This is a genomic window from Devosia sp., assembly GCF_030689745.1.
Lineage (GTDB): Bacteria > Pseudomonadota > Alphaproteobacteria > Rhizobiales > Devosiaceae > Devosia > Devosia alba.
In genome coordinates, this window is record NZ_JAUYGL010000212.1 from 17,348 (window position 1) to 42,216 (window position 24,869).

The following is a 24,869-nucleotide window of genomic DNA, read 5'->3' on the forward strand; positions in this document are numbered from 1 at the left end:
GTATTGTGGTTCAAGATCGTGCAATTGCTGCGACTGCCTAACTGATTGGAGTGGAACATTGGGCATACCTATTGAGGAGATCCGGCACCTAATCGACCGGCACGCCAGATCGGACATGGGAACGCCTATTCCCGGCATCATGCTTGCGCGACACGACATATCGGCGCACGAACAATCGATGTCGGGTACGGTGATGGCGCTTGTGGCCCAGGGCACCAAGCGCATCGCCCTTGGCGACAGGGTCTATGAATATGGCCCGGGGCAGTATCTGGTCGCCTCGATAGACCTGCCCGTAACCGGCCAGTTTCTGGATGCCAGTCCAGATCATCCTGCGCTTGGATTTGGATTCGTGCTTGATCCCATGCTGGTGGCTGAACTGCTGCTTCAGGCAGGTTCTGACCGGGTCCGGCACGGCTATGGGCCGCCGCCTTCCAGTATGCTGGTCAGCAACGCACCCGCAGCGATGACAGACGCGGTATTGCGTCTGCTGCGTTTGCTGGATTCCCCAAGTGACATCGCGGTTTTGGCTCCTCTTATCAAGCGAGAAATCCTCTGGTGGCTCATTGTCGGAGAGCAAGGCAGTGCGGTGCGCCAGCTGGGGCTCGCTGACAGCCACCTCAGCCATATCTCCCGTGCTGTTCGCTGGATCCGCGAACACCATGCGAGATCCTTCAAGGTGGAAGATGTGGCTGAGTTTGTGGGCATGAGCGCCTCCGCGTTCTACCGCAACTTCCAGGCAGTTACGGCCATGAGCCCGATCCAGTTCCAGAAGCAAATTCGATTGCAGGAGGCGAGGCTGCTGCTTGCAACGCACCCCAACGAAGTGACCTGGGTCGGCTTCAAAGTGGGCTACGAGAGCGCTTCACAGTTCAGCCGAGAATATCGCCGTCACTTCGGTACCGCGCCGAGTCAGGATGCGCTTGCTCTGCGGAGCAGGTCGACGCCGGGGGGCACTATGCTCGTCTGAGGACCAATCCCAGAAAAGCGCGGGCAATCGGATAGCTTTCATCTTGAGCCTGAGCTGGTCACATCGACCATGCGCAGTCTTGCAGCGAGGTGCTTGGATGGGCCTGCGAGCCAGACGCGAAGCTTGCCAGCCTCAACGATTGATATCGCTGGGAACGTCAATATCGGCAAGTTCAGAAGGCTTGGCAAACACCACCTCGCCAGCGCTGAGGAGTTTGCGAGCGCCGAGGTCGCCTTCCAGCGAGCGCAACTCAGAGAAATAGCGACCCGAGAATGCGGCTGGGGGACACCGCACGAGGTCATGCCCAGCGGAAGATGAGACGATACCGGCCGGCCCGAGAGCCTCAACCACTTTCAGCAGGTGCTGTTCTGTTACAAACGGCATGTCTGCAAGGCACACTAGGATGGCAGAAGTGTCGCCTGCAGCCGCTAGCCCGGTCAGAATGGAACTGGAAATGCCGCGCTCGGGCACGGCGTTAACGGCGATCTCGTACCCCTCGGTCGCCAGGAGGCGTGCAACCCCGCCGTCGGATTCGCGACAGACAGCGATATGCTTGGCGCAAGAAAGCCGACGTAAAGTTCTTGCAGCGTGCAAAGCGAGAGGCTGCCCTGCCAAGCCTGTGAGCAGCTTGTTCGCCCCGAAGCGCCGGGACATGCCCGCCGCGAGAAAGATGGCAGTCGTGGAACTCAGGTCGGACATTGCTCGTGCTTCACTATTGCGGACTCGGGCCAGTGTGCGTCGAGGCTTGCCTCCCGTTTCGCTTATATTGCCCGTGGCACCGGGATCGAAGGTCACCAAATTCGCTACCCTCGAAAGGCCCCGGTTGCAACGAGGTGAGCGCCGGCCATCGACAAAGACGGACGGTCAAGCACGTTTTTCGGACACCGGCGTATGGCTGGCTGATTGATTTGAGCGGTAGCGTCTGGGACCCAGAGAAGTGGATCTCCAGATGAAACCGTCCGACATCAAAGTTTCAAGACGCACCGTCCTCATCGGCACCGCAGCGACCGCGGCCATTGCATCCGTGAGGCCCTCCTTGGGGGCCACCGGCGATGAAGTCGCTGCAGCCAGGATGCCGCTCTCACTTTCCATCAATCGGCGCAGCTATGACGTGGAGGTCGATCCGCGCACTACTTTGCTCGACTTGCTCCGAGAAAACCTCAAGCTCACCGGAACCAAGAAAGGCTGTGATCATGGCCAATGCGGCGCGTGCACGGTCATCGTCAACGGCCGGCGGATCAATTCGTGCCTGTCCCTTGCGCTGATGCACCAGGGCGACGAGTGCACGACAATCGAGGGGCTGGGCGAACCGGATCAGTTGCACGAGGTGCAGAGCGCGTTCATCAAGCACGATGCCTTTCAGTGCGGTTACTGCACGCCGGGGCAGATCTGCTCGTCGGTCGCTGTGATGGACGAGATCAAGCGCGGCGTTCCCAGCCACGTGATGGCCGACGTCGCCGCCCAACCTGGCTTTACCGAAACAGAAGTGCGCGAACGGATGAGTGGTAATATCTGCCGTTGCGGCGCCTATTCCAACATCCTGGACGCAATCATGGACGTTGGAGGAGCCACGTCATGAGGCCATTTAGCTACCAACGAGCAACATCCGCAGCGGAGGCACTACGGCTCGCTTCCGAACTCCCAGGCGCCAGATTCATCGCCGGTGGCACCAACCTTCTCGATCTGATGAAGCTGAGCATTGAGCGTCCGTCCCACCTGATAGACATCAATCGCATTGGCCTCGATCGCATCGAGGACACGCCGGAAGGCGGACTGCGTATCGGTGCATTGGTTCGAAACACCGATCTGGCTTCTCACAAGCGTGTCCGCAAGGAATATGCGGTTCTGACCAAGGCAGTGGTCGCGGGTGCCTCGGGCCAGATCCGAAACAAGGCCTCGACCGCCGGCAATCTGTTGCAGCGCACACGCTGCCCCTATTTTTACAACACCGACCAGCCGTGCAACAAACGCAATCCCGGCAGCGGGTGCTCGGCCATTGGCGGGTTCAGTCGCAGTCTCGCCATCATCGGCGCCAGCGACACTTGCATTGCTACCCAACCCAGCGACATGGCCGTCGCTCTGCGCCTGCTCGACGCTATCATCGAAATCGAACGTCAGGATGGATCAGGCCGAACCATCCCCATTGCCGACCTCTACAAGGCACCCGGTACGTCACCTGATGTGGAGACAACGCTCGCGGCAGGAGAATTGATCACAGCGGTCGTGCTTCCACCGCCATCGGGTGGCAAACATTTTTACCACAAGGTCCGCGACCGGGCCTCTTACGCCTTCGCGCTGGTCTCGGTCGCAGTAATTGTCCACGACAATGGCAGTGGCAAAGTTGCCCTGGGCGGTGTGGCCCCAAAGCCCTGGCGCCTGGAAACTGCCGACGCCGCTCTCCCCCTTGGTGCAGAAGCGGCCACCGCCACTCTGCTGGCTAGCGCCACTCCAACCCACGAGAATGCGTACAAGATCCCGCTTGTTGAACGCACTCTAGGCTCCATTCTCTCCCAGGCGAGGAGTTGAAGAATGCGCTTTGACACTCCAGCTACGACCAACCCAATCGATCAACTTCGGGTCATCGGCAAACCCCATGATCGTATCGACGGCCCACTCAAGACAACCGGCAACGCGACCTATGCCTATGAGCAACATGCGGCCGCGCCGAATGCGGCCTATGGCTTCATACTTGGAGCGGGCATCGCCAAGGGAACCATCAAGAGCATCGACCTTGATGAGGCACGCCGTGCTCCCGGCACCCTCGAAATCATCACCTATGAGAATGCGGGCCCCCTGGGATTTGCGCCCTTCATCCCTCGCACTGCGGCCTTGGCCGGTCCCAGGGTTACCCATTACCACCAGGCGATTGCACTCGTCGTGGCTGAGACTTTCGAACAGGCCCGCGACGCAGCAAGCCATATAAGGATCACCTACAGCGAGGAAGCCGGCAGATACGACCTCGCGGCCCAATACGACACAGCTCCGATAGCGCCGGACTATATTCTTGGTCCCTCCGAGATGAGGATCAATGACTTCGACGGGGCCTTCGCATCTGCGCCCTTTCAACTGGACGAGACGTATACAACTCCACCTGAGAGTCACGCGATGATGGAACCACAGGCCACGACGGCCGTGTGGGAGGGAGACCAGCTCATCTGCTGGACTTCGACCCAGGGCATCGCAGTCGCCCTGGGCGACCTAGCCGCCGTGACCGGCATACCGCCGGAAAATATCCGGGTGGTGTCCCCGTTCATCGGTGGGGGGTTCGGCTCCAAGAGCTTCAACCATGCCGACATCAGCCTGGCAGCGATCGCCGCCCGCATGGTGGGTCGCCCCGTCAAGGTGGCGATGCAGCGGCCTCTGGTCATCAACAACACCACACATCGGCCGGCCACCATCCAACGGATCAAGCTCGGCGCCAATGCTGATGGCAAGATTACCGCGATCGGCCATGAAGCTCTGTTCGGCAATGTCGAGAACGGCTGGCAGGAAAGCGCCATCGTGCCGACACGCCACCTTTATGCCGGGGCAAACCGGATGACGCTTGCACGAATGGCAACGCTGGACCTCCCCGAGGGCAGCACCATGCGGGCCCCTTGCGAGGCCGCGGGCATGATGGCCCTCGAGATCGCCATGGATGAGATGGCCGAAAAACTGGGCATGGATCCGGTAGAGTTCCGTATCGTGAACGACACCCAGGTCAGTCCCGATCACCCCGAGCGGCCTTTCTCGTTACGCAAGCTCAATGAGTGCTTCCGGCTCGGTGCCGATCGATTTGGCTGGCAGGATCGCCCCTCGCGGCCGCGGGCGGTGCAGGAGGATGGCTGGTATATCGGAATGGGAACAGCGGCAGCTATTCGGGGGGCCTTGGCTTTCCCTTCAGCGGCACGCGTTCGCCTGGCCTCGGACGGCATCGTAACGGTCGAGTGCGACATGACCGACATCGGCACCGGCACCTACACCGTCCTGGCCCAGACGGCGGCGGAGATGATGGGCGTGGATATCGATCAGGTCGCTGTCTCGCTGGGGGACAGCAACCTGCCGGCGACTGCCGGCTCGGGCGGTCAGTATGGCTGCGCTTCATCGACGGGCGCAGTCTACGCGGCCTGCGTGAAGTTGCGCGAACTGGTTGCGGAAACCTTGGGCTTTCCGGGTGGCGAGGCCATCTTCGAGGGCGGAATGGTTCGCCATGGCGAGACCTCCTTGCCACTGGCAATTGCTGCAGCAAATGGCGAACTGGCGGCCGAAGACCTGATGGAATATGGCGATCTGTTCCAGACCTTCGATCAGCAGACTTTTGGCGCCCACTTTGTGAAGGTCGCCGTGAACTCGGCGACTGCTGAAGTGCGCGTCCGCAGCATGCTGATGGTGTGCGCGGCCGGCCGAATCCTCAATCCCAAGACTGCACGCAGCCAGGTCATTGGCGGCATGACCATGGGTCTCGGTGGCGCTTTGATGGAGGAGTTGGTGGTCGACAAAAATCGCGGCTTTTTCGTCAACCACGACCTGGCCAGCTACGAAGTACCGGTTCACGCGGATATCCCTCATCAGGAGGTGGTCTTCCTTGACGAAGTGGACCCCTATACTTCTCCGCTGAAGGCCAAAGGCGTTGGCGAGCTTGGAATTTCAGGTGTCGCAGCCGCAATAGCAAACGCGATCTACAATGCCACCGGTGTCCGAGTGCGTCAGTATCCGATGACCCTTGAAAAATACCTATCCGAACTCCCGCAGATTTAGGTGGTTGGGACGGAATAGCATGGGCGCAGGAATGTTGGCCAACATCGAGCCGGTCAGCTCAAGCGAGCTCTTCGATCTGCCAGACGCCTATCGCACCATCGGGGTGGCCAGAAATGTCGACTACTCACCGCTTCGGGCAATCATGGACTGGAGGCGTCAAGGCAAGAGGATTTGCCTGGTCACTCTGGTCAATGTGGAAGGTAGCGGCCCCCGTTCGGTCGGGTCGCAACTTGCAGTATCGGATGCTGGAGATATCGCCGGCTATCTTACCGGGGGTTGCCTCGAGCGAGAGCTGGCGCTGGTCGCTTACCAGACCATGCAAACTGGTAGGCGCCGGATCGAGCGATACGGGAGGGGGTCGCGCTATATCGACTTGCGGTTACCCTGCGGATCCGGAATCGATGTGTTGTTCGACCCGCTCATCTCTGATGGCGTGATAGGCACCGCAGTGGACCACCTTTCGAAACGCCAACCATTTGAACTCGTTACCGACTTTGGTGGCGAGACCGCTGTTCTGGCGTGGCAACACCCTGCTGAGTTTGCAAGGCAAGACGCCATTGGCGATGGCCGTTTCACGAAGCTCTATCTCCCGCCCGTCCAGGTAAACCTGTTCGGCGAGGGTTTCACACCGATCCAACTCGCTAAACTGCTTGACGGTCTTGGCATCCTTTGCCGCGTCCACAGCGACGAGAGACTAACATTGCTGGCTGCTGAGGCCATTGGCATTCCCGTGCTCCCAATGTCCAGTTACGGCATCCATTCCGAGGACCCCTGGACTGCTTCGGCGACGCTGTTCCATTCCCACGATCGGGAGGCACTCCTGCTCATGCAGCTGTTGCGGGGACAGTCGTTCTACGTTGGCGCGATCGGCGGCAGGCAGGCAGCAGCTCGTCGCGCTGCTCAAATGCTGGCAAAGGGCCTGGACAAAAAGGACCTCGATCGTCTGGTCGCACCGGCCGGCTCAATATCAAGCGCACGGACCGCTACAGAATTGGCCCTCGGTCTCACTACTCAAATACTTGATACTGCACGCCGGCTTCGGCGAGTGCTGTAAGGCGATCGCGAGGGCGCTGGAGCCTGGAAGTGACGTGAGGAAATCGGTCGCGTGAGCTGATCGCCAGAACTCAGCGACTCGCTGTGCGACCGCAGCTCAAACCTACGAAGGCCATGGCTCCTGTATTAGTCGGACGACCTGGGTCCCTTGCGGGTGCTCAGGTCGTCCGAAATCATGGCCCTGTCGCTATGTTACGACATGGCTGTTGTCTCGCTGCACAGCTCAGGAGTTCGAGCCGTCTGCAACGGGGCGCAGGGTGTTCTTGTCCACGAGGACCGTACGATTGGCGCCGTTCTGGTCTTGCGTATGAACAACGATATTGTCGCCCCAGGCTTCGACCCGGTTCACATCGATACCAGAATACTCAGCCAGATCGGCGGTGATCGACGGGATGGAGCGGCCATGGATATCGTGATTGTCGGACGCGTTTTCCGAGCCGATGGCGACGGACGAGAGAAGAACGAGGGCGACGGGGACGACGCTGATATTGCGAAACATGGTGATTTCCTTTCGAGGTTGCTTCGGCTTCTGTTGTTCGCCGATGACCTCACTTAATCACCACCCCCTCCCACGCCGTTAGGGCGATCCTCCCTTCAACTTGCTCAATTCTATCAAATAGGAGAATTATAGATTTCCCGCCGCGTCACCTGGAAGCGACCGCCCAGTCACTTCGTCCCTAGCACCCACCCCCAAGTTTGGCTGCCAGATCGGCATAGCCCCGCGTCCGCGTTGGGCGAGAGACATCAGACTCTGTCGTACGACATAAAATACCGGCGCCCGCTGCCGCCATGAGCCGACTTTTTATTCTCGTCCACTCGAAACACAGAAAAACCCAGCCGGTTGTAAAGTGCGAATGCTGAGGCATTGCGTTCCAAAACATCAAGCTCCAGATAGTTATTGTGTTCCATGGCGTATCTCATCATCGTCGTGGCAATTCCTTGCCCCCTGTGATGTTTGGAGACTGCAACGGCCTCGATCCGGCAACCTTCCTTCTGGAGGGCGCTGGTGCGTTGGAATTCTGCCTTCAATGCAAGATAGGTGAAAAACCCGCTTATAGGGCCAAGGTGCTTGAGGAAGAGCCCCAGTTGCAGCCTCATGAACCACTCACGTGAGTCAGTCAGGGCAAATATGCCGACAAGCTCGCCCTCCGCGAAAGTTCCATAAAAGTGGTCAAACAGGAGAGAATTATGAAACAATGCAGTCAGTACAGACCTGTCGGGTGTTATCTGTTTTAGATCGTCATAGTAGTCATCGACAAAAATCGCTGTAACATTGGTCTTTGTTCGTCCTTTGGACCAATTTTTTGTATTGATATACTTGGCATTGGGGTCCACTCCATTGTTCACGATTCACCCATCGCCAGAAGATCCAGGGGGCTGGGAGATTCCCTCGAGAGCAGAGTGCACGTCCTCCGGGTCGGTGTGAATATCGAACGCGCGACCGATCGGGACAGTAGCGACCTGGCTGCGGCGCACAGCTTTCCGCAGTTTACGGGTCTCACAGCACGCCCAAACCAAAAAACCCTCAGAAACCGTTCGGTCTCCAAGGGTCTTGAATTGGTAGCGAAGCCCAGATTTGAACTGGGGACACGCGGATTATGATTCCGCTGCTCTAACCAACTGAGCTACTTCGCCAAAAGCCTTGCGCGCGCCCGATCGGGACGCGGTGCAATTGCCGACTATTTAGGTTTGGCGACCGCCACTGTCAAGCGGCTTGCCGCCTTGCTTCTGCGATCACACGCGCGCTGTTCAAATATTGACACCAGTCTGTCCTGATAGCGCTGCTGCCAAATCCTGGCGCGATGCACTACATCTAGGCCAACAGGCACGACGCCCCCCGCGTCGGCCAACAGGAGACAGTACCCATGACGCTCGAACTCGGAGGCATCCATCACCTCACGGCGGTCACCGCCGAGGCGAAAAAGAACCTGGCCTTTTACACCCAGACCCTGGGCATGCGGCTGATCAAGAAAACCGTCAACCAGGACGACACCACTGCCTATCACCTGTTCTATGGCGATGGCGTGGCCTCGCCCGGCGCCGATCTGACTTTCTTTGATTTCGACACGGTCCGCGAGCAGCGCGGCAATCACACGGTCAGCCGCACTGGCCTGCGCGTCGATAGCCGCGACAGCCTGAACTGGTGGAAAGACCATTTGCAGTCCAGCAATGTCGGCACCAGCGCGATCAAGGAACGCAATGGTCAGCTCTCGCTCGATTTCGAGGATTTCGAGGGCCAGCGCTTCCGCATGGTGATTGACGAGGCCAACAAGGCAATGCCCTGGGCCAAGTCGCCCGTGCCCGCCGAACGCCAGATCATTGGCCTGGGTCCCATCTCCCTGGCTGTGCCCCGGCTGGATCGGACCGAGGCGGTGCTCACCCAGGTGATGAACATGCGCAAGACCCGCTCTTATGCCGCCACCAGCCACACGGCCGAAACCCATGTCTTTGAAATGGGACCTGGCGGCCCCGGCGCCGAGCTTCATGTCGTGGTTGATCCTGGCATGGGCCCGGCTCGCCCCGGAGCTGGCGGCGTGCATCACGTCGCCTTCCGCACCCCTGACCAGGACAGTCTACGGCAATGGATCGACCGCGTGACCAGGGCCGGCATTCGTTCGAGCGGCGAAGTGGAGCGCTACTACTTCACCTCGCTGTATTTCCGCGAACCCAATGGCATCCTGTTCGAGATTGCCACCGATGTACCCGGCTTTACCGCCGACGAGCCGCTGGAAACCCTGGGCGAAAGCCTGGCTTTGCCACCGTTCCTGGAAGGGCGGCGGGCCAGCATCGAAGCCGGTCTCAAGCCGCTGGTTTAGGCCACTTTCTTCCCCTCTCCCCTTGTGGGAGAGGGGAATCTGGCGCGTTGAGCGCCAGGTCAGAGCAAGGGCTGCGGAACCTTTCCATCCCCGTCGCTTTCGGGAGCAGACCTGGCCCCATCGGGCTTCAACAAGCTCGCCGTCCTCACCAGTTGGATGAACTCGGCGCGATAGCCGCTCTCATCGCTGCCCATGCCCGACCGGGCCAGTGCCTCAATCGCATCCCAGCCCATCGCCGAACCATAATCCGACCCCTTCAGCTTCTGCCCGAACGCGGCCACCGCAGCGGCAAATTTCTGGTCCACGCCCACTTCGGCAATGTCGCCATAGACCACGTCTGCCGTCACGGGCTGCTCGATCAACTGGCTCACATCGCTATCGGGCAGCTTGTAGCGCATCTTGAGGAAGGCGATTTCCCCGCCCGCCTCCGGCGCCACCGTCGTCTGTCCATAGCGCAGCGGATCAATCAGCCCGGCGCCCGAGCCAGCCGGCGTGATTTCGTAGATCGCTGTTACCGTGTGGCCCGCGCCGATATCGCCGGCATCCACCGCGTCATTGTTGAAATCCTCGCGGTTGAGCGCCCGCGTCTCGTAGCCAACCAGCCGATACTCGCTGACTACGGCCGGATTGAACTCGACCTGGATCTTCACATCCTTGGCGATCATGTCCAGCGTACCCCCGATTTCCTCGACCAGCACCTTCTGCGCTTCGCGGAAGCTGGAGATATAACTGGCATTGCCATTGCCGGTCTGTGCCAGCGCCTGCATCGTTGCATCATCGAGATTGCCCCGGCCAAAGCCCAGCACCGAAAGGGTCACCCCACCATCGCGCTTGCTCTTGATGAAGTCTTCCAGCGCGTCGGGGTCGTCGATGCCGACATTGAAATCGCCATCAGTGGCCAGGATCACCCGATTGGTGCCACCCTCGACCCTGCTCTGCTCGGCCAGTCGATAGGCCAGCGCGATGCCCGCCGCCCCCGCCGTGCTGCCGCCGGCGGACAACTGATCCAGCGCGCCGAGAATTTTTGCCTTTTGCGTCGCCACAGTCGGCTCCAGCACCACCCCGGCCGAACCGGCATACACCACAATGGACACCGTATCATTGGCCGAAAGCTGATCGACCAGCAGGGCGAACGCGCGCTTCAGCAGCGGCAGCTTGTCGGGCTCGTCCATCGACCCCGAGCTGTCGATCAGAAACACCAGATTGCTCGCCTTGTCCGCGCCGCCAGCGGGCTCATAGCCCTTGATGCCGATCTGCAGCAATTGCGTCCTGGCGTTCCACGGCGTCGGATAGACTGCCAGGCTCGGCCTGAACGGCGCCGCAGCGCTCTCGGCAGCGCGATAGTCATATGAGAAATAGTTCAGCAACTCCTCGATACGCACCGCGTCGGGCTCGGGCACATAGCCATCCTCCAGCATGCGCCGGACATAGGAATAGCTCGCGGTATCGACATCGATCGAGAAGGTGGAGACCGGCTCATCCACCACGGACTTCAGCCGCTGTTCGTCAAATCCGGCGAAGGTGTCGCCGCTCGGCTGGCTCGGTAGCGCCACCATGGACGACTGCGGCGCCGGCATGGCGAGCGCATCACTTTCGGCCGTGGCCGCAGGCGTCATCACCCGCATGGTCTGCAGCGGCGCTGGCTCAGGCGCCGCGATCGACTGGTCGCGCCCCGCAATGGGCGCCACGCTTTTGCGGACCGTCTCCGGCACCGTGACCTGCCCCTCCGTAGCGGCAAGTTCAGCTGGCGGCTGAACAATTACCGCCGGCGGCTGTTCTGCCAAATCGGCGGGCGTCATCGAGGTGCTCGTATAAAGCTGATAGCCAAGCGGCAGCACCAGCAGTGCAATGGCGGCAGTACCAATGGGGATACGCAGATCCATGATCGTTTTCCCTTTCCAGGAAGTGATGATGGCAGTCAGACGCTGCCCCCAGCCGCTTCCTTGGGTCGGTGCACTCGATTTATTCTGCTGCGCTGCAAAGGCCGCCATGCCGGCTGCCAGCGCCTGTTGCCGCGCATCAGCATGCGGCGCTGGCGCCTGGGCGTCGCGCAATTGTTCGAATGGATCGTTTGGAAACTCATTGCTCATAGCAATTCCCTCAGGGTCTTGCGCGCCTGATGCACATGAAATGACACGGTGGCCTCGGCAATACCCATGATCTCGGCCGCCGCCGCGTGGCTCAGTTCTTCAGCATAAACCAGCAGCACTGCATCGCGCTGTTTCTCGGGCAGACGCCGCACCGCCGTCCATAACTGGGCGCTGGTCGCCGCCTCTTCCTGCTCGGCAGGGTGGTCCGCTGGCGCCACTTCGGCATAGGCATCGACATGGCGCGCCTGCCGCATCGACTGGCGCTGCATGTCGCGCACCGCATTGATGGTGATGCGGTACACCCAGCTCGAAAATGCCGAACGCCCGTCAAAGCCGGCAATCGCCCGGCCCAGCTTGACGCAGACATCCTGCGCGACGTCTTCAGCGTCACTGGCATTGCCGCTCCATTTCCAGGCCGCCCGGTGGATCAGCTCATAATGGGCTGCAATCAAGGTGCTGAACGCCGCCGCATCACCATTCTGCGCGCGCACGACCAGCGCCCGCGTCACGGCGCTGGCGTCCTCCTTGGCCAATGCGGCAGTCAGTCCCATCACCGGAGCGTACACTCGTGCTTACCTTTGGTCTCACCTTAGTGGTAAGACGCCGGTGCGCCGCCTATCCTTTGGGTGGCGTCCGCAGTTTTTTATGAAGGCCAATCCAATGGACGAACCCAAGCAAAGACCTTTCGCCCTCAACCAGGGGCGTGTGATCATGCTCATCCTGGGGGCTGTATTGGTGCTGATCGCCATCTCCACTGCCATGGGCGGTCTCAGCTCCTATCAGCAGCTCAAACAAGCTGCCAACGAAGCCAAGGCTGAAGCAGAAGCCGCTCCCGGCGCGACGCCAGCCCAGTAATTGCCTTAGGCAGCGGCGAACACCTGCGGCACGGCTTCGGCGATAAACCCGCCACCCCAGACTTCCGAGGTGGCGCTGTCATCGGCATAGAACACGCAGGCCTGGCCCGGTGACACGCCATATTCGCCGCTGACCAGCGTGACGAACACCTCGCCATCCCGGCTCTGGATCACCGCCGCTTGCGGCCCGGTGGTGGAACGGATTTTGACCTCGACCGGCGCCCCGTTGCCAGCACTGAGTTCAGCCAGTGGCGTGCCGCCCAGCCAGTTCACATCGCGCAGCCGCACCGTATGGGTCTTGAGCGCCTCACGCGGCCCGACGATGACCTGGCGTGTCTTGTGCTCCAGCTTGATCACATAGAGCGGCTCGGCCGCCGCAATGCCCAGTCCCTTGCGCTGACCAATGGTGTAATTGAAGATCCCGGCATGGCTGCCCAGGACGCGGCCATCCAGATGCACGATCTCGCCACCTTCCACCGCCTCGGGATGCATTTTGCGGATGATATCGGCGTATTTGCCCTGCGGCACGAAGCAGATATCCTGGCTGTCATGCTTTTCCGCAATTTCCAGCCCCATCTCGCGCGCCATTTCGCGCACCGCAGCCTTGCTCATGCCGCCCAGCGGGAAGCGCAGGTAGTCGAGCTGCTCCTGCGTGGTGGCAAACAGGAAATAGGTCTGGTCGCGCTCCCCATCTACCGGCCGGAATAGCTGCCGGCGTCCGTCAGCGCCCAGCCGTGACTGCACATAATGGCCCGTCGCCAGCACGTCGGCGCCCAGATCCCGGGCCACCGTCATCAGGTCAACGAACTTGACCGACTGGTTGCAGGCGATGCATGGCACGGGCGTTTCGCCCTGCTGATAGGCATTGGCGAACGGCGCGATCACGCTCTGCTTGAAGCGCTCTTCATAATCGAGCACGTAATGGGGAATATTGAGCGCTGCCGCCACCCGGCGCGCATCGTGAATATCCTGCCCGGCGCAACAGGCGCCCTTGCGATGGGTGGCCTCACCATGATCGTAGAGCTGCAGCGTGACGCCGACAACGTCATAACCCTGTTGGGCCAGCAGGCCCGCCACGACCGAGGAATCCACGCCACCAGACATCGCGACAACAACGCGCGTGTCCTCCGGGCGCTTGGCAATATCAAGCGAGTTCATTTTTGTCCTGTATCCGGTTGGGTTCAAGGGCCAGCGGACCAAATTTTGGTGGCCGCTAGATACTCCTTTCGTCCCCTGCCCGCAACAATTGCCCGGCAACATTTGCCGTCCCGCCCCGTTCTGCTGCCCGGACCACGTCCACATACCTTCTATAACCATCTGACAAATCAAGGATTTTTGAGCAAAATCCGACTTGGCAAGGCACTTGCATTGTTAAGGGTGGATTGGTCTATTTTTGCGAGCCTCTGTCGTGGCATCTCATCTCACCGTTACCTCGAAACCGCCAACGGGCGCCCCGGCCTCCAAGCCGTTCGGCAACCCCAATGGAGCGGAAGCCGACAACGGTACCACCGATACCTTTGCCGCCTTGCTCGGCGGGGCGAGTCAGGCCATCAGCGGTCCAACTGCTGGCAAGAAGTCCGAGCAGAACGCGGACAAGATCGTCGACCTGCTGCAAGGTCTAGGCGAGGGCACGGGCGATGCCGAGGATCCCGACGCCATCGCTGCACTCACGGACGGCACCCAGACCGTTCAGACCACTGCCGAGACCAAGGCGCTGCTGACCGATCTGATCAACGACCTGGCCAGCCTCAAGCAGGCGTTGGATGCCGGCGAAACGCTCGATCCCGAATTACTCGCTGACATCAACACCGCCCTCGATGGCCTGGCCGAACAGCTCGGCCTCGATCTGTCGGCAATACCTGATCTGGCGGCCCTGACCGCCGCCGATCAGACCGATGCGGCCGCACAACTGACCAATGCCCTGGTCCCGCTGGCGCAGACCCTGCTCGGCGGCGAGGCTGCTCCCTCAGCCAGCACCGAGCTTTCCGCCCAGATCAAGGCGATCGGCGACAAACTGGCAGCACTGCTCCAGGCCCTCAACAATGACGCGCTCAGCACTGACAAGCTGGCGGCCCTCGGTCTCGGCAAAGCCGCCAGCTTTGATGCCGATCTCGAAGCCGCCCTGGCCAAACTGCTCAACGCGACACCCAAGCTTGCCAGCACGGCCGATGCAACAATATTGGCCACCCCAGCCCTCAAACTGACCGAGCCGGTTCTGACCGGCAAGGCCGATACCGGCGCCATCGGCACGCCCGCTCAACCCGCCGCCAGCGCTGATTCCAGCACGACCGGCAGCGGTTCCAAGACAAGTGGCGACACTGGCGACGCGGCAATCAAGCTCGCGGCAACCGGCGGCAATGCCGACAAGTCCGATGGCCAGCCAGCCGATAGCAACAAGCGCGACAACAAGCCGCTCGCAGCCCCAGCCACGCCCAGCGATGCCCGTACCGAGGCGCCGGCGATGACGGCAACAGCGCCCCAGGCCGCCCGCGTTGACGCCGTCGCGCCGCGCGTCATTCAGGCCGGCTACCAGACCAGCCAGCAACAGCTGAACCTGCCGCAACTGGCCTTTGAGCTGGTGCGTCAGGTCACTGATGGCAATACAAGATTCCAGCTCCGGCTTGATCCGGCCGAACTGGGCCGGATCGACGTCCGTCTCGACATCGACAAGTCCGGCCAGATCAATGCTCGCCTGGTGGTGGAAAAGTCCGAAACCCTCGATCTGATGCAACGCGACCAGCGGGCGCTGGAAAAGGCACTGCAGCAGGCCGGGCTCGATTCCAGCAAGACCAATCTCGAATTCTCGCTCAAGCAGAGCCCCTTCAGCGGCGGCCAGCAGCAGGGCCGGGATGATCAGGGCCAGCAGTTCAGCCTGAACGGAAACGGAGCCGACGATCTCGACGAGGCTCCACCCATCATCAACCTGTATCGCGGCAGCCTCACGGCGAGCGGCGTCAACATCATCGCGTAAGGAGTAGATGTCATGGCAGTCAGTGGCGTATCCGGATCCAGCAGCACAACACAGGCGGCATCAGCGCGTGCCGGCATTGCTGACAATTTCGACACCTTCCTGAGCATTCTGACCACCCAGCTCAAGAACCAGAACCCGCTCGATCCGCTCGACACCAACCAGTTCACCCAGCAATTGGTGCAGTTCTCCGGCGTCGAGCAGCAGCTCAAGACCAATGATTTCCTGGAAACCCTGATGCTGGCGGGCCAGAATACCGCCAAGTCCGATGCCGTCTCCTATATCGGCAAGGAAGTAACCTCATCGGGCAAGACGGGCGAGCTTACCGATGATGACGCCGTGTTCTGGGCTTATAGCGCCGACGCCAATGCGACCAACGCCAACGTGACCATCAAGGATGCCAATGGCCAGGTCGTCTACACCCAGAACGGTCCGCTCAATGTGGGCCCGGGCACGTTCCGCTGGGACGGTATCGGCGGCGATGGCAGTGCCAAACCGAACGGCGTCTATACCATCGATATCAAGGGCACCGACGCCAATGGCAAGGCCGTCAAAATCAGCACCGCCTCGATCGGTGTCGTCACGGCTGTAGATTTCACCGGCGACATACCGATCCTCACCGTGGGCAGCCGCAGGGTCGCCATCACGGATGTGACCGATGTGCGCATTCCTGACGTGACCGCCGTGCCGAACCCCGATACCGATACCGATACCGATACCGAAGCCGAAACCGAGACGGACGCTTAGCGCACCCCGCTCCGGACAAACTACGCACACCCTCAGGCACCAGCTGAGGGTGTTTTGTTGACCGCGAGCCAGTCAAATCCGCGCGCCGCCAATACCCAAAAAGTCAGGACAGCCCTTAACCTGTTGTAAGCTTTGCCTTAGTCGAATTTTAAGGCAGTTGCCCTAGTCTACTCAACATATGGTCAGGTTTGAGTAGAGAGTAAAATGACCGTACAGATGCGACCTCGCGTTAAGTACGTTATCGGGCCGGACGGAAGTCCGCTCACGATTGCAGATCTTCCCCCCGCCAATACGCGGAGGTGGGTCATTCGCCGCAAAGCCGAAGTCGTCGCTGCCGTGCGCGGCGGTTTGCTCAGCCTCGAGGAGGCCTGCGACCGCTATACACTCAGCGTCGATGAGTTTTTGAATTGGCAAGCGGCTATCGATAAGCATGGCCTGGCTGGATTGCGGACCACCTGGATCCAGCACTATCGCGAAGGCTGAGCGCACGCGCTCATAGCTCAGATATCCAAAGCCCGCCCGGCTCGCCGGGCGGGCTTTGCTGTTATGGCGCGTTGGTGGTCAGCCATGCCATGGCGGCCGGGCGTTGCGCCATGGCCTGATAATAGGCCTCTGCGGCGGGCATCGGCGCATGCTCGAACGGAATGGCAAACCAGCGGTGCAGGCCCAGCGTGATGGCGATATCGGCCAGCGAGAACTGGTTTCCGACGACAAACGCACCGCCCTTGGCCAGATGCGCCTCGATGATTTCCATCTTGCCCGTCCAAGCCGCGATACTGTTCGCGAGTTTCTGCGGATCATCAAAGCCCGGCGCCCGGCGCGCGATCGACATCAACGGGTAACCCCAATGGCTGCCCATCTCGTTGCTCTGCCACTGCACCCATTGCATCGCCAACGCCTGTTCCCGCACATTGCCCGGGGTCAGCGCGCCCTTGCCATGCGCCTGGTTGATGTAGCCCATGATGGCGATACTGTCCCACAGCACGAAGTCGTCCTCGACGAGCACGGGAACCTGCGCGTTCGGATTGAGCGCCATAAATGCCGGCACCTTGGGATCGCGCAGCGGCATGCCCCAATCTTCGCGCTCATAGGCGATGTTTAATTCATCGAGTGCCCACAGCACCTTGCGCACATTGATCGATGTTACCCGCCCGAGGACTTTGAGCATGTTCGAGAACCCTTCATTCACTGTGCCCGGCAATATCTGCCGAGAATTGCATTATGCAACAATTCGTTAACCCTCTGTTTACCACCAGCTAGGTAATTTTTGCCCAGCGATCAGCGTGCATTGTTGCGTTGGCATGAGTCCCGTTTGAATCGAGTGCCGGCTTGGATAATTTCACACAGTTGATGAACCGCATAGGATTGCCGCGCTTGGCAGCCATGGCGACTGTCGCTGTCCTCATGCTGGGCTTTTTTGCCTTCCTTGTCATGCGTGCCCAGACGCCGAACCTGGCGCCGCTCTATACCGGCCTGAGCCTGGAAGACTCCTCCTCGATCATCAGCGAGTTGCAGACCCTTAACGTGCCCTATGAATTGCGCGGCGAGGGCGACACCATTCTGGTGCCACGCGACCAGATCACCACCCTGCGCATGACCCTGGCCGGCTCTGGCCTGCCCCAGCGCGGCCAGGTCGGCTACGAGATATTCGACCAGCAGTCCACGCTGGGCGCCACCAGCTTCGTGCAGAACATCAACAATGTGCGCGCCCTTGAAGGCGAACTGGCTCGTACCATCAATTCGCTAACCCGTATCAAGTCGGCACGCGTTCATCTCGTGCTGCCCGAGCGCGAACTGTTCCGCCGCGAACGCAAGGACCCTAGTGCCTCCATCGTGCTCTCAGTCCGGGGCGAACTGTCGAGCAGCGAAATTCGCGCTATCCAGCACATGGTCGCTTCGGCCATCGAAGGCATGACCCCATCCCATGTTGCCGTTGTCGATGATCAGGGCAATCTGCTCGCTTCGGGCTCCGGCGACGAGGGCGAGGGCGCCCTGTCGGGCCAGAGCGCCGAGCGCCGCCTGAATTACGAGAACCGCCTGCGCACGCGTGTCGAGGACATGCTGTCCAATATTGTCGGGGTCGGTCGGGCCCGCGTTGAAGTCAGCGCCGAAATTGACTTCAATCGCTCCACCACGACCCAGGAGACCTTCGACCCCGAATCCCAGGTGGTTCGTTCGAGCCAGATCCGCGAAACCGAGAATCTCACCGCTGGCGCCAATGGCCAGGTGACCGTGGCCAATGAACTGCCCGGCGCCTCCGCCAATGGCGGTGCCGGCGGCACCGAGCAGGGCACCTCCACCGAGGAAGTGACCAATTACGAAATCTCCAAAACCACCCAGACCGCCGTCACCGAAGCCGGTCAGGTCAAGCGCCTCTCGGTCGCTGTGGTGGTTGATGGCACCTATGTTGAAGATGGCGCCGGCAATGTCACCTACACCCCCCGCAGTGCCGAGGACGTCACCCAGATACTGACCCTGGTTCGCTCCGCGGTGGGCTACTCGGAAACCCGCGGCGACAGCGTCGAGGTGGTCAACCTGCAGTTTGCCGAACGTCCTGAACTGGCCACACCCGGTACGGATGCCAGCGGTGGCCTGTTCGACTTCACCCGTGATGATCTGATGAATGGCGCCCAGATGGCTGTCACCCTGCTGATCGCCCTGGCCCTCGTCTTCTTCGTGATGCGGCCATTGCTCAAGAAGGTGCTGACCCCTGAAATCAAGCCATTGTCGCTGCCACCAGCAGCCGAAGTCGGCCACCAGGGCGTACTCGGCCCCAATGGGCAGATCATCACCGCGCCCCCTGAAGAACCCAGGGACAAGACCCCCGCCTGGGTCTCCAACGCCAAATCCATGGGCGAAACCCAGCTCCAGACCCTTAAAATGGTCGGCGAGCTTGTCGAAGAGAACCCCAAACAGGCCGGGCTGATTGTGCGCGACTGGCTTGGTAGCGCGGCGTAACCCCGATGGCCCTCGTATCTCAATCCGGCGAAACACCCCCCGAGGCTGCCAAGGCAGCCGCCCAGCTCATTGTCAGCGAGACAACCGAGGCGCGCGTCCTTAAGGGCGACGAAAAAGCGGCAGCGCTGCTGCTGGCGCTCGGCCCTGACTACGGCAAGCCCATTTTTGACGAACTCGACGAGCTCGAGATCAAGCAACTCAGCCGCGCCATGGTACGCCTGGGTCCGATCACCCAGGAAATGCTCGACGATCTGATGATCGAGTTCGTCACCGCCGTGTCGTCCAATGGTTCACTGGCGGGCAATACCGATACGACCGAACGCCTGCTGCTCAGCTTCCTGAGCCAGGACAAGGTGGATTCCATCATGGAAGAGATCCGTGGCCCGGCCGGTCGCAACATGTGGGAAAAGCTTTCCAATGTGCAGGCCGACGTGCTGGCTGCCTATCTCAAGAATGAATACCCCCAGACCATCGCTGTGGTGCTTTCCAAGATTGCCACCGACCATGCCTCGCAGGTCCTGGCCGTGCTGCCAGAAGAGCTCGCCATGGACGTCGTCCAGCGCATGCTTGGCCTTGATCCGGTGCAGAAGGAAATCCTCGAAAAGATCGAATCCACGCTGCGCACCGAGTTCATGTCCACGCTCAACCACTCCAAGCGACGCGACAGCCACGAACAGATGGCCGAGATCTTCAACTCCTTCGACCGCCAGACCGAAGCGCGCTTCATCACCACGCTCGAAGAGAATAATCGCGATGACGCCGAACGCATCAAGGCGCTGATGTTCACCTTCGAAGACCTGGCCAAGCTCGAATCCTCGGCGATCCAGACCCTGCTGGCGCGGATGGACAAGAAGGAACTGGCCATGGCGCTCAAGGGCGCCAACGACGCCGTCAAGGCTACCTTCTTCGAGAACATGGCCACCCGCACAGGCAGGCTGCTACGCGACGATATGGAGGCCATGGGCCCGGTTCGCCTCAAGGATGTCGACGAAGCCCAGGGCCGCATGGTCTCCACCGCCAAGGATCTCGCCGCCAAGGGTGAGATCATGATCATGAAGACCAAGGCTGACGATCAGATGGTGGCATAATGGCACAACCCGCTCGTTTCACCTTTGATCTGGATATGGGGCAGAAGACCGTCGCTGCTGCGCCCAAGCCCACCGTACCCGAGGAACTGGTCGCCCAACTGGTTGCCCAAGCGCGCGAGGATGCCTATGCGGAAGGTCTGGCTGCTGGCGAACGCAGTGCTGTCAGCCAGGCGGCTCAGACGCTGGCCTCGGCGGCTGGCACCTTGGCCACGCAGAGCGCCGAAATGGCGGCAGCGCTGGATGACGCCATCAACCAGGCCCAGCACGACGCCATCGAACTTGCCGCTGCGATTGGCCGCAAGCTGGCCCTGCACCTGCTGGCCCGCTACCCCACCGCCGAACTGGATGCCCTGATTGCCGAATGCATGCAGAGTCTTGGTAGCGTGCCCCACCTGGTGGTTCGCTGCCATCCCAAGATTGCCGATGGCATCCGTGACATCGCCACTGCCCATATGCAGACCTCCGGCTTTTCCGGCCGTCTGGTGGTCATGGGCGATCCCGATCAGCGGATGAGTGATGGCAAGCTGGAATGGGTCGATGGCGGTCTGGTCCGCAATATCGGCGCCACGTCCAAGGATATCGACAACAAGATCACCACCTATCTCGCCGCCAAGTCCGGCAAGCCCGTTGCACAGGAGAGTGGCCATTGAGCGATTCTGATAATGACACCGAAGAAGCCATCAACTTCGAAGAGATGCTGGCCAGCGTCCGCGAGGAAACGCCCGAGGCCTATGTTGAACGCAGCGCTGCCGATCTGGAGGCGGTGTTTGACGTTCCTGTGCGGATCTCGGTCGTGCTGGGGCGCACCAAGATGGCCGTTTCCGATCTGCTCAAGCTCGACACCGGCACGGTTATCGAGCTCGACCGCCAGGTTGGTGAGGCCGTCGAGATCTTTATCAATGAACGGTTGGTGGCGCGGGGCGAGATCGTGCTGGTCGAATCCAAGCTGGGTGTCACCATGACCGAAATCATCAAGCCGCAGTAGGGAGAACTCAAGATGCGTTTGCTCATCGTCGGGGCCCTCGAAGGCCAGCTCAGCACCGCCACCAAGATGGCCATGAATGGCGGCGCCAAAGTCGCGCACGCCCCGTCAGTCGAGATCGCGCTGGCGGCCCTGCGCGCCGGGCGTGGCGCCGACCTCTTGCTGGTCGATGTGGTCATGGACATTGCCGGCCTGATTGCCGGGCTTGAAGCCGAGCGCATTGCCATTCCCGTGGTCGCCTGCGGCGTCGAGGCCAATGCCGCTGCAGCGGTCAATGCCATCCGCGCCGGCGCCAAGGAATATATCCCCCTGCCGCCCGATGCCGAGTTGATCGCCGCCGTCATCGCCGCCGTGGCCCGCGACAGTTCAGAATTCCTGTTCCGCGATCCAGCCATGGAGCGCGTCGTCAAAATGGCCGACCAGATCGCCGGTTCTGATGCCTCGATCCTGATTACCGGCGAAAGCGGCACGGGTAAGGAAGTCCTGGCCAAATATGTTCACGCCCGCTCCAAGCGCGCCAACAAGCCCTTCATCTCGATCAACTGCGCCGCTATTCCCGAAGCGCTGCTGGAATCGGAACTGTTCGGCCACGAAAAGGGTGCCTTTACCGGCGCCATCGCCCGCCGTATCGGCAAGTTCGAGGAAGCCTCGGGGGGCACCCTGCTGCTCGATGAAATCAGCGAGATGGATGTGCGCCTGCAGGCCAAGCTGCTGCGCGCCATTCAGGAACGTCTGATTGACCGCGTCGGCGGCAGCAAGCCCGTTCCCGTCGACATTCGCATTCTTGCCACCTCTAACCGCAATCTCAACGAGGCCGTCCGCGAGGGCAGCTTCCGCGAAGACCTGCTGTTCCGTCTCAACGTCGTCAATCTCAAGCTCCCGCCCCTGCGCGATCGTCCCGGCGACATCGCTGCGCTGTCCGAGCATTTTGTCGGCAAATATGCCAAGGCCAATGGCCTGCCACCGCGCGTCCTTTCCCCTGACGCTCGTGCTGCCCTGCTCAAGGCCCCCTGGCCGGGAAATGTCCGTGAGCTGGAAAACACGTTGCATCGCGCGGTGTTGCTCTCTTCAGGCGATGTCATCGGTTCCGATGCCATTGTCCTGCCCGATGGCATGGGTCTCAACGAAGTGGCTGCCGCCAGCTCGCTCTCCTCCCAGCTGGCCCACACCGCTCAAACCATGTCGGCGGCCCTGGTCGGCCGCACCGTGGCCGATGTCGAACGCGATCTGATTCTCGATACCCTGGATCATACCTTGGGCAACCGCACCCATGCCGCCACTATCCTGGGCATCTCGATCCGCACGCTGCGCAATAAGCTCAACCAATATGCCGATGAAGGCACGCCCGTGCCCGATCCCGGCGAACGCCGCAGCGTGGCGTAGTTGGAACATTTGACCAGCCAATCCTCCTCCCCAACCCTCCCCGCACGGGGGAGGGTTGGCGGTTTGACACAATCTAGGATTGCGGCATGACCGACCTGCCCACCGGCCGCCAGCATTCGCCCTTCAAGATCCCGACCCCCGCATCGGTCGTGGACATGCTGCGTTCAGGCGACATCGCCTTGGCGACCGGCGTCATGGGCCTCATCGTCATCCTGATCGTGCCGATGCCGCCCTTCCTGCTCGATGGGTTGCTGGCCATCTCCATCGTGTTTTCAGTGATGATCCTGATGACGGCGCTGTTCATTCAGAAGCCGCTGGAATTCTCGTCTTTCCCCACAGTTCTGCTGATCGCCACCATGTTGCGCCTCGGTCTGAACCTGGCCACCACCCGCCTGATCCTGTCTGATGGTCACACCGGCACCGCAGCGGCGGGCCACGTCATCGAAGCCTTCGGCAATTTCGTCATGCGGGGTAATTTCGTCATCGGCGTGGTGGTGTTCGCCATCCTGGTGCTGGTCAATTTCATCGTCATCACCAAGGGTTCGGGCCGTATCGCCGAAGTGGCCGCACGCTTCAACCTCGACGCCATGCCCGGCAAGCAGATGGCCATCGACGCCGATCTCAGTGCCGGTCTGATCGACGAAGACGCTGCCAAGAAGCGCCGCGCCGAGCTCGAAGGCGAGAGCGCCTTTTTCGGCAATATGGACGGCGCCTCCAAATTCGTGCGCGGCGACGCCATTGCCGGCTTGATCATCACCTTCATCAACGTCATTGCCGGCATCTTCATCGGCATGATGCAGGAGGGGCTGACGATCCAGGAGGCCGGCAATGTCTATACCCTGCTCACCATCGGTGATGGTCTTGTCTCCCAGATCCCGGCGCTGATCGTCTCGACCGCGGCCGGTATCCTCGTGTCAAAATCCGGCGTTACCGGTTCAGCGGACAAGGCCCTGTCGGCCCAGTTCACCGGCTATCCCCGGGCCTTGGGCATGTCCGCGGCCGTCATGGGCGTGCTGGCTTTCCTGCCCGGCATGCCCATCGCTCCGTTCCTCTCCATCGCCTGCTTTGTCGGCTATGTCGCCTGGCGTTCGGCCCGCACCAAGGATGAGCACCGCGAGGACGCCAGCCTCGCTGCCGCCGCCAATGCGCCAGCCCTGCCCGGCGGGCCGCACGGGCAATCTGACGAACAGCCCATCACCGACAGCCTCAAGATCGATGAGCTCAAGCTTGAACTCGGCTATGGTCTGCTCAGCCTGGTCAAGGAAGACGAGAACGGCTCCGATCGTCTCACCGAACAGATCAAGGCACTGCGCCGCCAACTGGCGACCGAGCTTGGCTTCATCATGCCGCCGGTGCGTATTCTCGACAACATGCAGCTCGAGCCCAACAGCTACAAGGTGCGGATCAAGGAAGTCGAAGCCGGTGCCGGCGAGATTTTCGCCAGCCAGCTCATGGTCATGGACCCCTATGGCAACCAGATCGACCTGCCGGGCCACCACACCACCGAGCCGACCTTTGGCCTGCCCGCCACCTGGATCGAACCGGCGCTGCGCGACGAGGCCGAACTGCGTGGGCTCTCCATCATCGATCCCTCGACGGTCATCTCCACCCATCTGACCGAAGTACTCAAGACCAATGTGGCCGACCTGCTCAGCTACGCCAATGTTCAGTCCCTGCTGTCGGGTCTGCCCAAGGAACAGCAGAAGCTGGTCGAGGATATCGTGCCCGGCCTGATCACGGTCTCGGGTGTGCAGCGCGTGCTACAGACCCTGCTCAACGAGCGCATCTCCATCCGCGACCTCTCGACCATTCTCGAAGGCATTGCCGAAATCGCCGGCAATGGCCGCTCGGTGCAGACCATTGCCGAGCATGTCCGCAGCCGCCTGGCGCGCCAGCTCTGCGCCGCCAATCTGGGCCCCGACGGCAATCTGCCGCTGCTGACACTGGGCCCCCAATGGGAGCGCGACTTCGCCGAAGCCATGGTTGGCGAAGGCGACAGCCGCCATCTGGCCATGGCGCCGTCACGCCTGCAGCAGTTTATCGGCGCCGTCCAGGTAGCCTATGAGAAGGCCGCCCAGACGGGCGAAATTCCGGTCCTCATCACCTCCCCGGGCATTCGCTCCCACGTCCGCGCCATCATCGAGCGCTTCCGGCCGCAAACCGTGGTCATGAGCCAGAATGAAGTGCATCCGCGCATTCGTCTCAAGACCGTCGGCAGCGTCTAGA

The 24,869-nt window shown here is 61.0% G+C and carries 23 protein-coding genes and 1 tRNA gene; 16 read left to right on the forward strand and 8 right to left on the reverse strand.

Going from position 1 to position 24,869, the window contains the following annotated elements; all coding sequences use genetic code 11:
* The first annotated feature begins 58 nt into the window (after window positions 1-58).
* On the forward strand, window positions 59-967 hold the full coding sequence (locus Q8O80_RS18350) for an AraC family transcriptional regulator (protein WP_305581946.1): 909 nt from the start codon (window positions 59-61) through the stop codon (window positions 965-967).
* 132 nt (window positions 968-1,099) lie between these two features.
* On the opposite strand, the gene Q8O80_RS18355 is transcribed toward Q8O80_RS18350, so the two are convergent.
* The gene (locus Q8O80_RS18355) at window positions 1,100-1,666 is read right to left on the reverse strand and encodes a nucleotidyltransferase family protein (RefSeq protein ID WP_305581948.1); all 567 of its coding nucleotides are present in this window, start codon (window positions 1,664-1,666) and stop codon (window positions 1,100-1,102) included.
* Window positions 1,667-1,916: 250 nt separating this feature from the next.
* Here Q8O80_RS18355 and paoA point away from each other — a divergent pair, with 250 nt between their 5' ends.
* The 4 genes from paoA to Q8O80_RS18375 are packed head-to-tail and all read left to right on the forward strand — an operon-like array spanning window position 1,917 to window position 6,758.
* Window positions 1,917-2,546, forward strand: coding sequence for an aldehyde dehydrogenase iron-sulfur subunit PaoA (paoA, locus tag Q8O80_RS18360; protein ID WP_305581950.1), 630 nt, complete (start codon window positions 1,917-1,919; stop codon window positions 2,544-2,546).
* Entirely contained in the window at window positions 2,543-3,493 is a 951-nt protein-coding gene (locus tag Q8O80_RS18365) for a xanthine dehydrogenase family protein subunit M (RefSeq protein ID WP_305581952.1), read from the forward strand. Before paoA ends, Q8O80_RS18365 begins: the two co-directional genes overlap by 4 nt.
* A gap of 3 nt (window positions 3,494-3,496) precedes the next feature.
* Window positions 3,497-5,704, forward strand: coding sequence for an aldehyde oxidoreductase molybdenum-binding subunit PaoC (gene paoC, locus Q8O80_RS18370; protein WP_305581955.1), 2,208 nt, complete (start codon window positions 3,497-3,499; stop codon window positions 5,702-5,704).
* Window positions 5,705-5,723: 19 nt separating this feature from the next.
* Complete coding sequence (locus tag Q8O80_RS18375) at window positions 5,724-6,758, forward strand: XdhC family protein (RefSeq protein WP_305581957.1); 1,035 nt, start codon at window positions 5,724-5,726, stop codon at window positions 6,756-6,758.
* A gap of 222 nt (window positions 6,759-6,980) precedes the next feature.
* Here Q8O80_RS18375 and Q8O80_RS18380 read toward each other — a convergent pair whose 3' ends face one another.
* The 3 genes from Q8O80_RS18380 to Q8O80_RS18390 all read right to left on the reverse strand — a co-directional run bounded on the left by Q8O80_RS18380 (window position 6,981) and on the right by Q8O80_RS18390 (window position 8,392).
* Complete coding sequence (locus Q8O80_RS18380; protein ID WP_305581959.1) at window positions 6,981-7,256, reverse strand: hypothetical protein; 276 nt, start codon at window positions 7,254-7,256, stop codon at window positions 6,981-6,983.
* A 245-nt stretch (window positions 7,257-7,501) separates the two neighbouring features.
* On the reverse strand, window positions 7,502-8,092 hold the full coding sequence (locus tag Q8O80_RS18385; protein WP_305581961.1) for an N-acetyltransferase: 591 nt from the start codon (window positions 8,090-8,092) through the stop codon (window positions 7,502-7,504).
* Window positions 8,093-8,315: 223 nt separating this feature from the next.
* A tRNA-Met gene (locus Q8O80_RS18390) sits at window positions 8,316-8,392 on the reverse strand.
* Between the two features lie 230 nt (window positions 8,393-8,622).
* Here Q8O80_RS18390 and Q8O80_RS18395 point away from each other — a divergent pair.
* Window positions 8,623-9,573 (forward strand): ring-cleaving dioxygenase, encoded by a 951-nt coding sequence (locus tag Q8O80_RS18395; RefSeq protein ID WP_305581964.1) that lies wholly within the window; start codon window positions 8,623-8,625, stop codon window positions 9,571-9,573.
* A gap of 59 nt (window positions 9,574-9,632) precedes the next feature.
* Here Q8O80_RS18395 and Q8O80_RS18400 read toward each other — a convergent pair whose 3' ends face one another.
* Window positions 9,633-11,663, reverse strand: coding sequence for a VWA domain-containing protein (locus Q8O80_RS18400; RefSeq protein WP_305581966.1), 2,031 nt, complete (start codon window positions 11,661-11,663; stop codon window positions 9,633-9,635).
* Window positions 11,660-12,229: an RNA polymerase sigma factor gene (locus Q8O80_RS18405; RefSeq protein WP_371136236.1), complete on the reverse strand. Its 570-nt coding sequence runs from the start codon at window positions 12,227-12,229 to the stop codon at window positions 11,660-11,662. The genes Q8O80_RS18400 and Q8O80_RS18405 overlap by 4 nt, the downstream gene beginning before the upstream one ends.
* 79 nt (window positions 12,230-12,308) lie before the next feature.
* Here Q8O80_RS18405 and Q8O80_RS18410 point away from each other — a divergent pair, with 79 nt between their 5' ends.
* Window positions 12,309-12,518, forward strand: coding sequence for a hypothetical protein (locus tag Q8O80_RS18410; protein WP_305581968.1), 210 nt, complete (start codon window positions 12,309-12,311; stop codon window positions 12,516-12,518).
* Window positions 12,519-12,523: 5 nt separating this feature from the next.
* On the opposite strand, the gene mnmA is transcribed toward Q8O80_RS18410, so the two are convergent.
* Window positions 12,524-13,675, reverse strand: coding sequence for a tRNA 2-thiouridine(34) synthase MnmA (gene mnmA / locus Q8O80_RS18415; protein ID WP_305581970.1), 1,152 nt, complete (start codon window positions 13,673-13,675; stop codon window positions 12,524-12,526).
* 250 nt (window positions 13,676-13,925) lie between these two features.
* On the opposite strand from mnmA, the gene Q8O80_RS18420 reads away from it, so the two are divergent.
* The 3 genes from Q8O80_RS18420 (at window position 13,926) to Q8O80_RS18430 (ending at window position 16,715) form a co-directional block, all read left to right on the forward strand.
* A complete protein-coding gene (locus tag Q8O80_RS18420; RefSeq protein ID WP_305581972.1) occupies window positions 13,926-15,488 on the forward strand; it encodes a flagellar hook-length control protein FliK in 1,563 nt (520 codons plus the stop codon).
* Window positions 15,489-15,500: 12 nt separating this feature from the next.
* Window positions 15,501-16,232 carry a flagellar hook assembly protein FlgD gene (locus Q8O80_RS18425; RefSeq protein WP_305581974.1) on the forward strand — a complete coding sequence of 244 codons (732 nt, stop codon included), beginning with the start codon at window positions 15,501-15,503 and terminating at the stop codon, window positions 16,230-16,232.
* Between the two features lie 204 nt (window positions 16,233-16,436).
* Window positions 16,437-16,715 (forward strand): DUF1153 domain-containing protein, encoded by a 279-nt coding sequence (locus tag Q8O80_RS18430; RefSeq protein WP_035102845.1) that lies wholly within the window; start codon window positions 16,437-16,439, stop codon window positions 16,713-16,715.
* A gap of 61 nt (window positions 16,716-16,776) precedes the next feature.
* On the opposite strand, the gene Q8O80_RS18435 is transcribed toward Q8O80_RS18430, so the two are convergent.
* Window positions 16,777-17,400 carry a glutathione S-transferase family protein gene (locus tag Q8O80_RS18435; RefSeq protein WP_305581986.1) on the reverse strand — a complete coding sequence of 208 codons (624 nt, stop codon included), beginning with the start codon at window positions 17,398-17,400 and terminating at the stop codon, window positions 16,777-16,779.
* Window positions 17,401-17,561: 161 nt separating this feature from the next.
* Between Q8O80_RS18435 and fliF the strand changes: the two genes are divergently transcribed.
* The 6 genes from fliF to flhA all read left to right on the forward strand — a co-directional run bounded on the left by fliF (window position 17,562) and on the right by flhA (window position 24,868).
* Entirely contained in the window at window positions 17,562-19,190 is a 1,629-nt protein-coding gene (gene fliF / locus Q8O80_RS18440; RefSeq protein ID WP_347947081.1) for a flagellar basal-body MS-ring/collar protein FliF, read from the forward strand.
* A 5-nt stretch (window positions 19,191-19,195) separates the two neighbouring features.
* Window positions 19,196-20,278: a flagellar motor switch protein FliG gene (gene fliG, locus Q8O80_RS18445; RefSeq protein ID WP_305581988.1), complete on the forward strand. Its 1,083-nt coding sequence runs from the start codon at window positions 19,196-19,198 to the stop codon at window positions 20,276-20,278.
* Window positions 20,278-20,928, forward strand: a complete 651-nt coding sequence (locus Q8O80_RS18450; RefSeq protein WP_305581990.1) for a hypothetical protein — start codon at window positions 20,278-20,280, stop codon at window positions 20,926-20,928. Before fliG ends, Q8O80_RS18450 begins: the two co-directional genes overlap by 1 nt.
* A 44-nt stretch (window positions 20,929-20,972) precedes the next feature.
* Entirely contained in the window at window positions 20,973-21,263 is a 291-nt protein-coding gene (gene fliN / locus Q8O80_RS18455) for a flagellar motor switch protein FliN (RefSeq protein WP_305582016.1), read from the forward strand.
* Window positions 21,264-21,275: 12 nt separating this feature from the next.
* Window positions 21,276-22,643 carry a sigma-54 dependent transcriptional regulator gene (locus tag Q8O80_RS18460; protein ID WP_305581992.1) on the forward strand — a complete coding sequence of 456 codons (1,368 nt, stop codon included), beginning with the start codon at window positions 21,276-21,278 and terminating at the stop codon, window positions 22,641-22,643.
* Between the two features lie 86 nt (window positions 22,644-22,729).
* A complete protein-coding gene (flhA, locus tag Q8O80_RS18465) occupies window positions 22,730-24,868 on the forward strand; it encodes a flagellar biosynthesis protein FlhA (protein ID WP_305581994.1) in 2,139 nt (712 codons plus the stop codon).
* Window position 24,869 lies beyond the last annotated feature (1 nt).

Bases quoted from the DNA above. Each gene is read 5' to 3' on its own strand.
- Q8O80_RS18355 (WP_305581948.1), bottom strand. From the start codon at position 1,666: ATGTCCGACCTGAGTTCCACGACTGCCATCTTTCTCGCGGCGGGCATG.
- paoA (WP_305581950.1), top strand. From the start codon at position 1,917: ATGAAACCGTCCGACATCAAAGTTTCAAGACGCACCGTCCTCATCGGC.
- Q8O80_RS18365 (WP_305581952.1), top strand. From the start codon at position 2,543: ATGAGGCCATTTAGCTACCAACGAGCAACATCCGCAGCGGAGGCACTA.
- paoC (WP_305581955.1), top strand. From the start codon at position 3,497: ATGCGCTTTGACACTCCAGCTACGACCAACCCAATCGATCAACTTCGG.
- Q8O80_RS18375 (WP_305581957.1), top strand. From the start codon at position 5,724: ATGGGCGCAGGAATGTTGGCCAACATCGAGCCGGTCAGCTCAAGCGAG.
- Q8O80_RS18380 (WP_305581959.1), bottom strand. From the start codon at position 7,256: ATGTTTCGCAATATCAGCGTCGTCCCCGTCGCCCTCGTTCTTCTCTCG.
- Q8O80_RS18395 (WP_305581964.1), top strand. From the start codon at position 8,623: ATGACGCTCGAACTCGGAGGCATCCATCACCTCACGGCGGTCACCGCC.
- Q8O80_RS18400 (WP_305581966.1), bottom strand. From the start codon at position 11,663: ATGAGCAATGAGTTTCCAAACGATCCATTCGAACAATTGCGCGACGCC.
- Q8O80_RS18410 (WP_305581968.1), top strand. From the start codon at position 12,309: ATGAAGGCCAATCCAATGGACGAACCCAAGCAAAGACCTTTCGCCCTC.
- mnmA (WP_305581970.1), bottom strand. From the start codon at position 13,675: ATGAACTCGCTTGATATTGCCAAGCGCCCGGAGGACACGCGCGTTGTT.
- Q8O80_RS18425 (WP_305581974.1), top strand. From the start codon at position 15,501: ATGGCAGTCAGTGGCGTATCCGGATCCAGCAGCACAACACAGGCGGCA.
- Q8O80_RS18430 (WP_035102845.1), top strand. From the start codon at position 16,437: ATGACCGTACAGATGCGACCTCGCGTTAAGTACGTTATCGGGCCGGAC.
- Q8O80_RS18435 (WP_305581986.1), bottom strand. From the start codon at position 17,400: ATGCTCAAAGTCCTCGGGCGGGTAACATCGATCAATGTGCGCAAGGTG.
- fliG (WP_305581988.1), top strand. From the start codon at position 19,196: ATGGCCCTCGTATCTCAATCCGGCGAAACACCCCCCGAGGCTGCCAAG.
- Q8O80_RS18450 (WP_305581990.1), top strand. From the start codon at position 20,278: ATGGCACAACCCGCTCGTTTCACCTTTGATCTGGATATGGGGCAGAAG.
- fliN (WP_305582016.1), top strand. From the start codon at position 20,973: ATGCTGGCCAGCGTCCGCGAGGAAACGCCCGAGGCCTATGTTGAACGC.
- Q8O80_RS18460 (WP_305581992.1), top strand. From the start codon at position 21,276: ATGCGTTTGCTCATCGTCGGGGCCCTCGAAGGCCAGCTCAGCACCGCC.
- flhA (WP_305581994.1), top strand. From the start codon at position 22,730: ATGACCGACCTGCCCACCGGCCGCCAGCATTCGCCCTTCAAGATCCCG.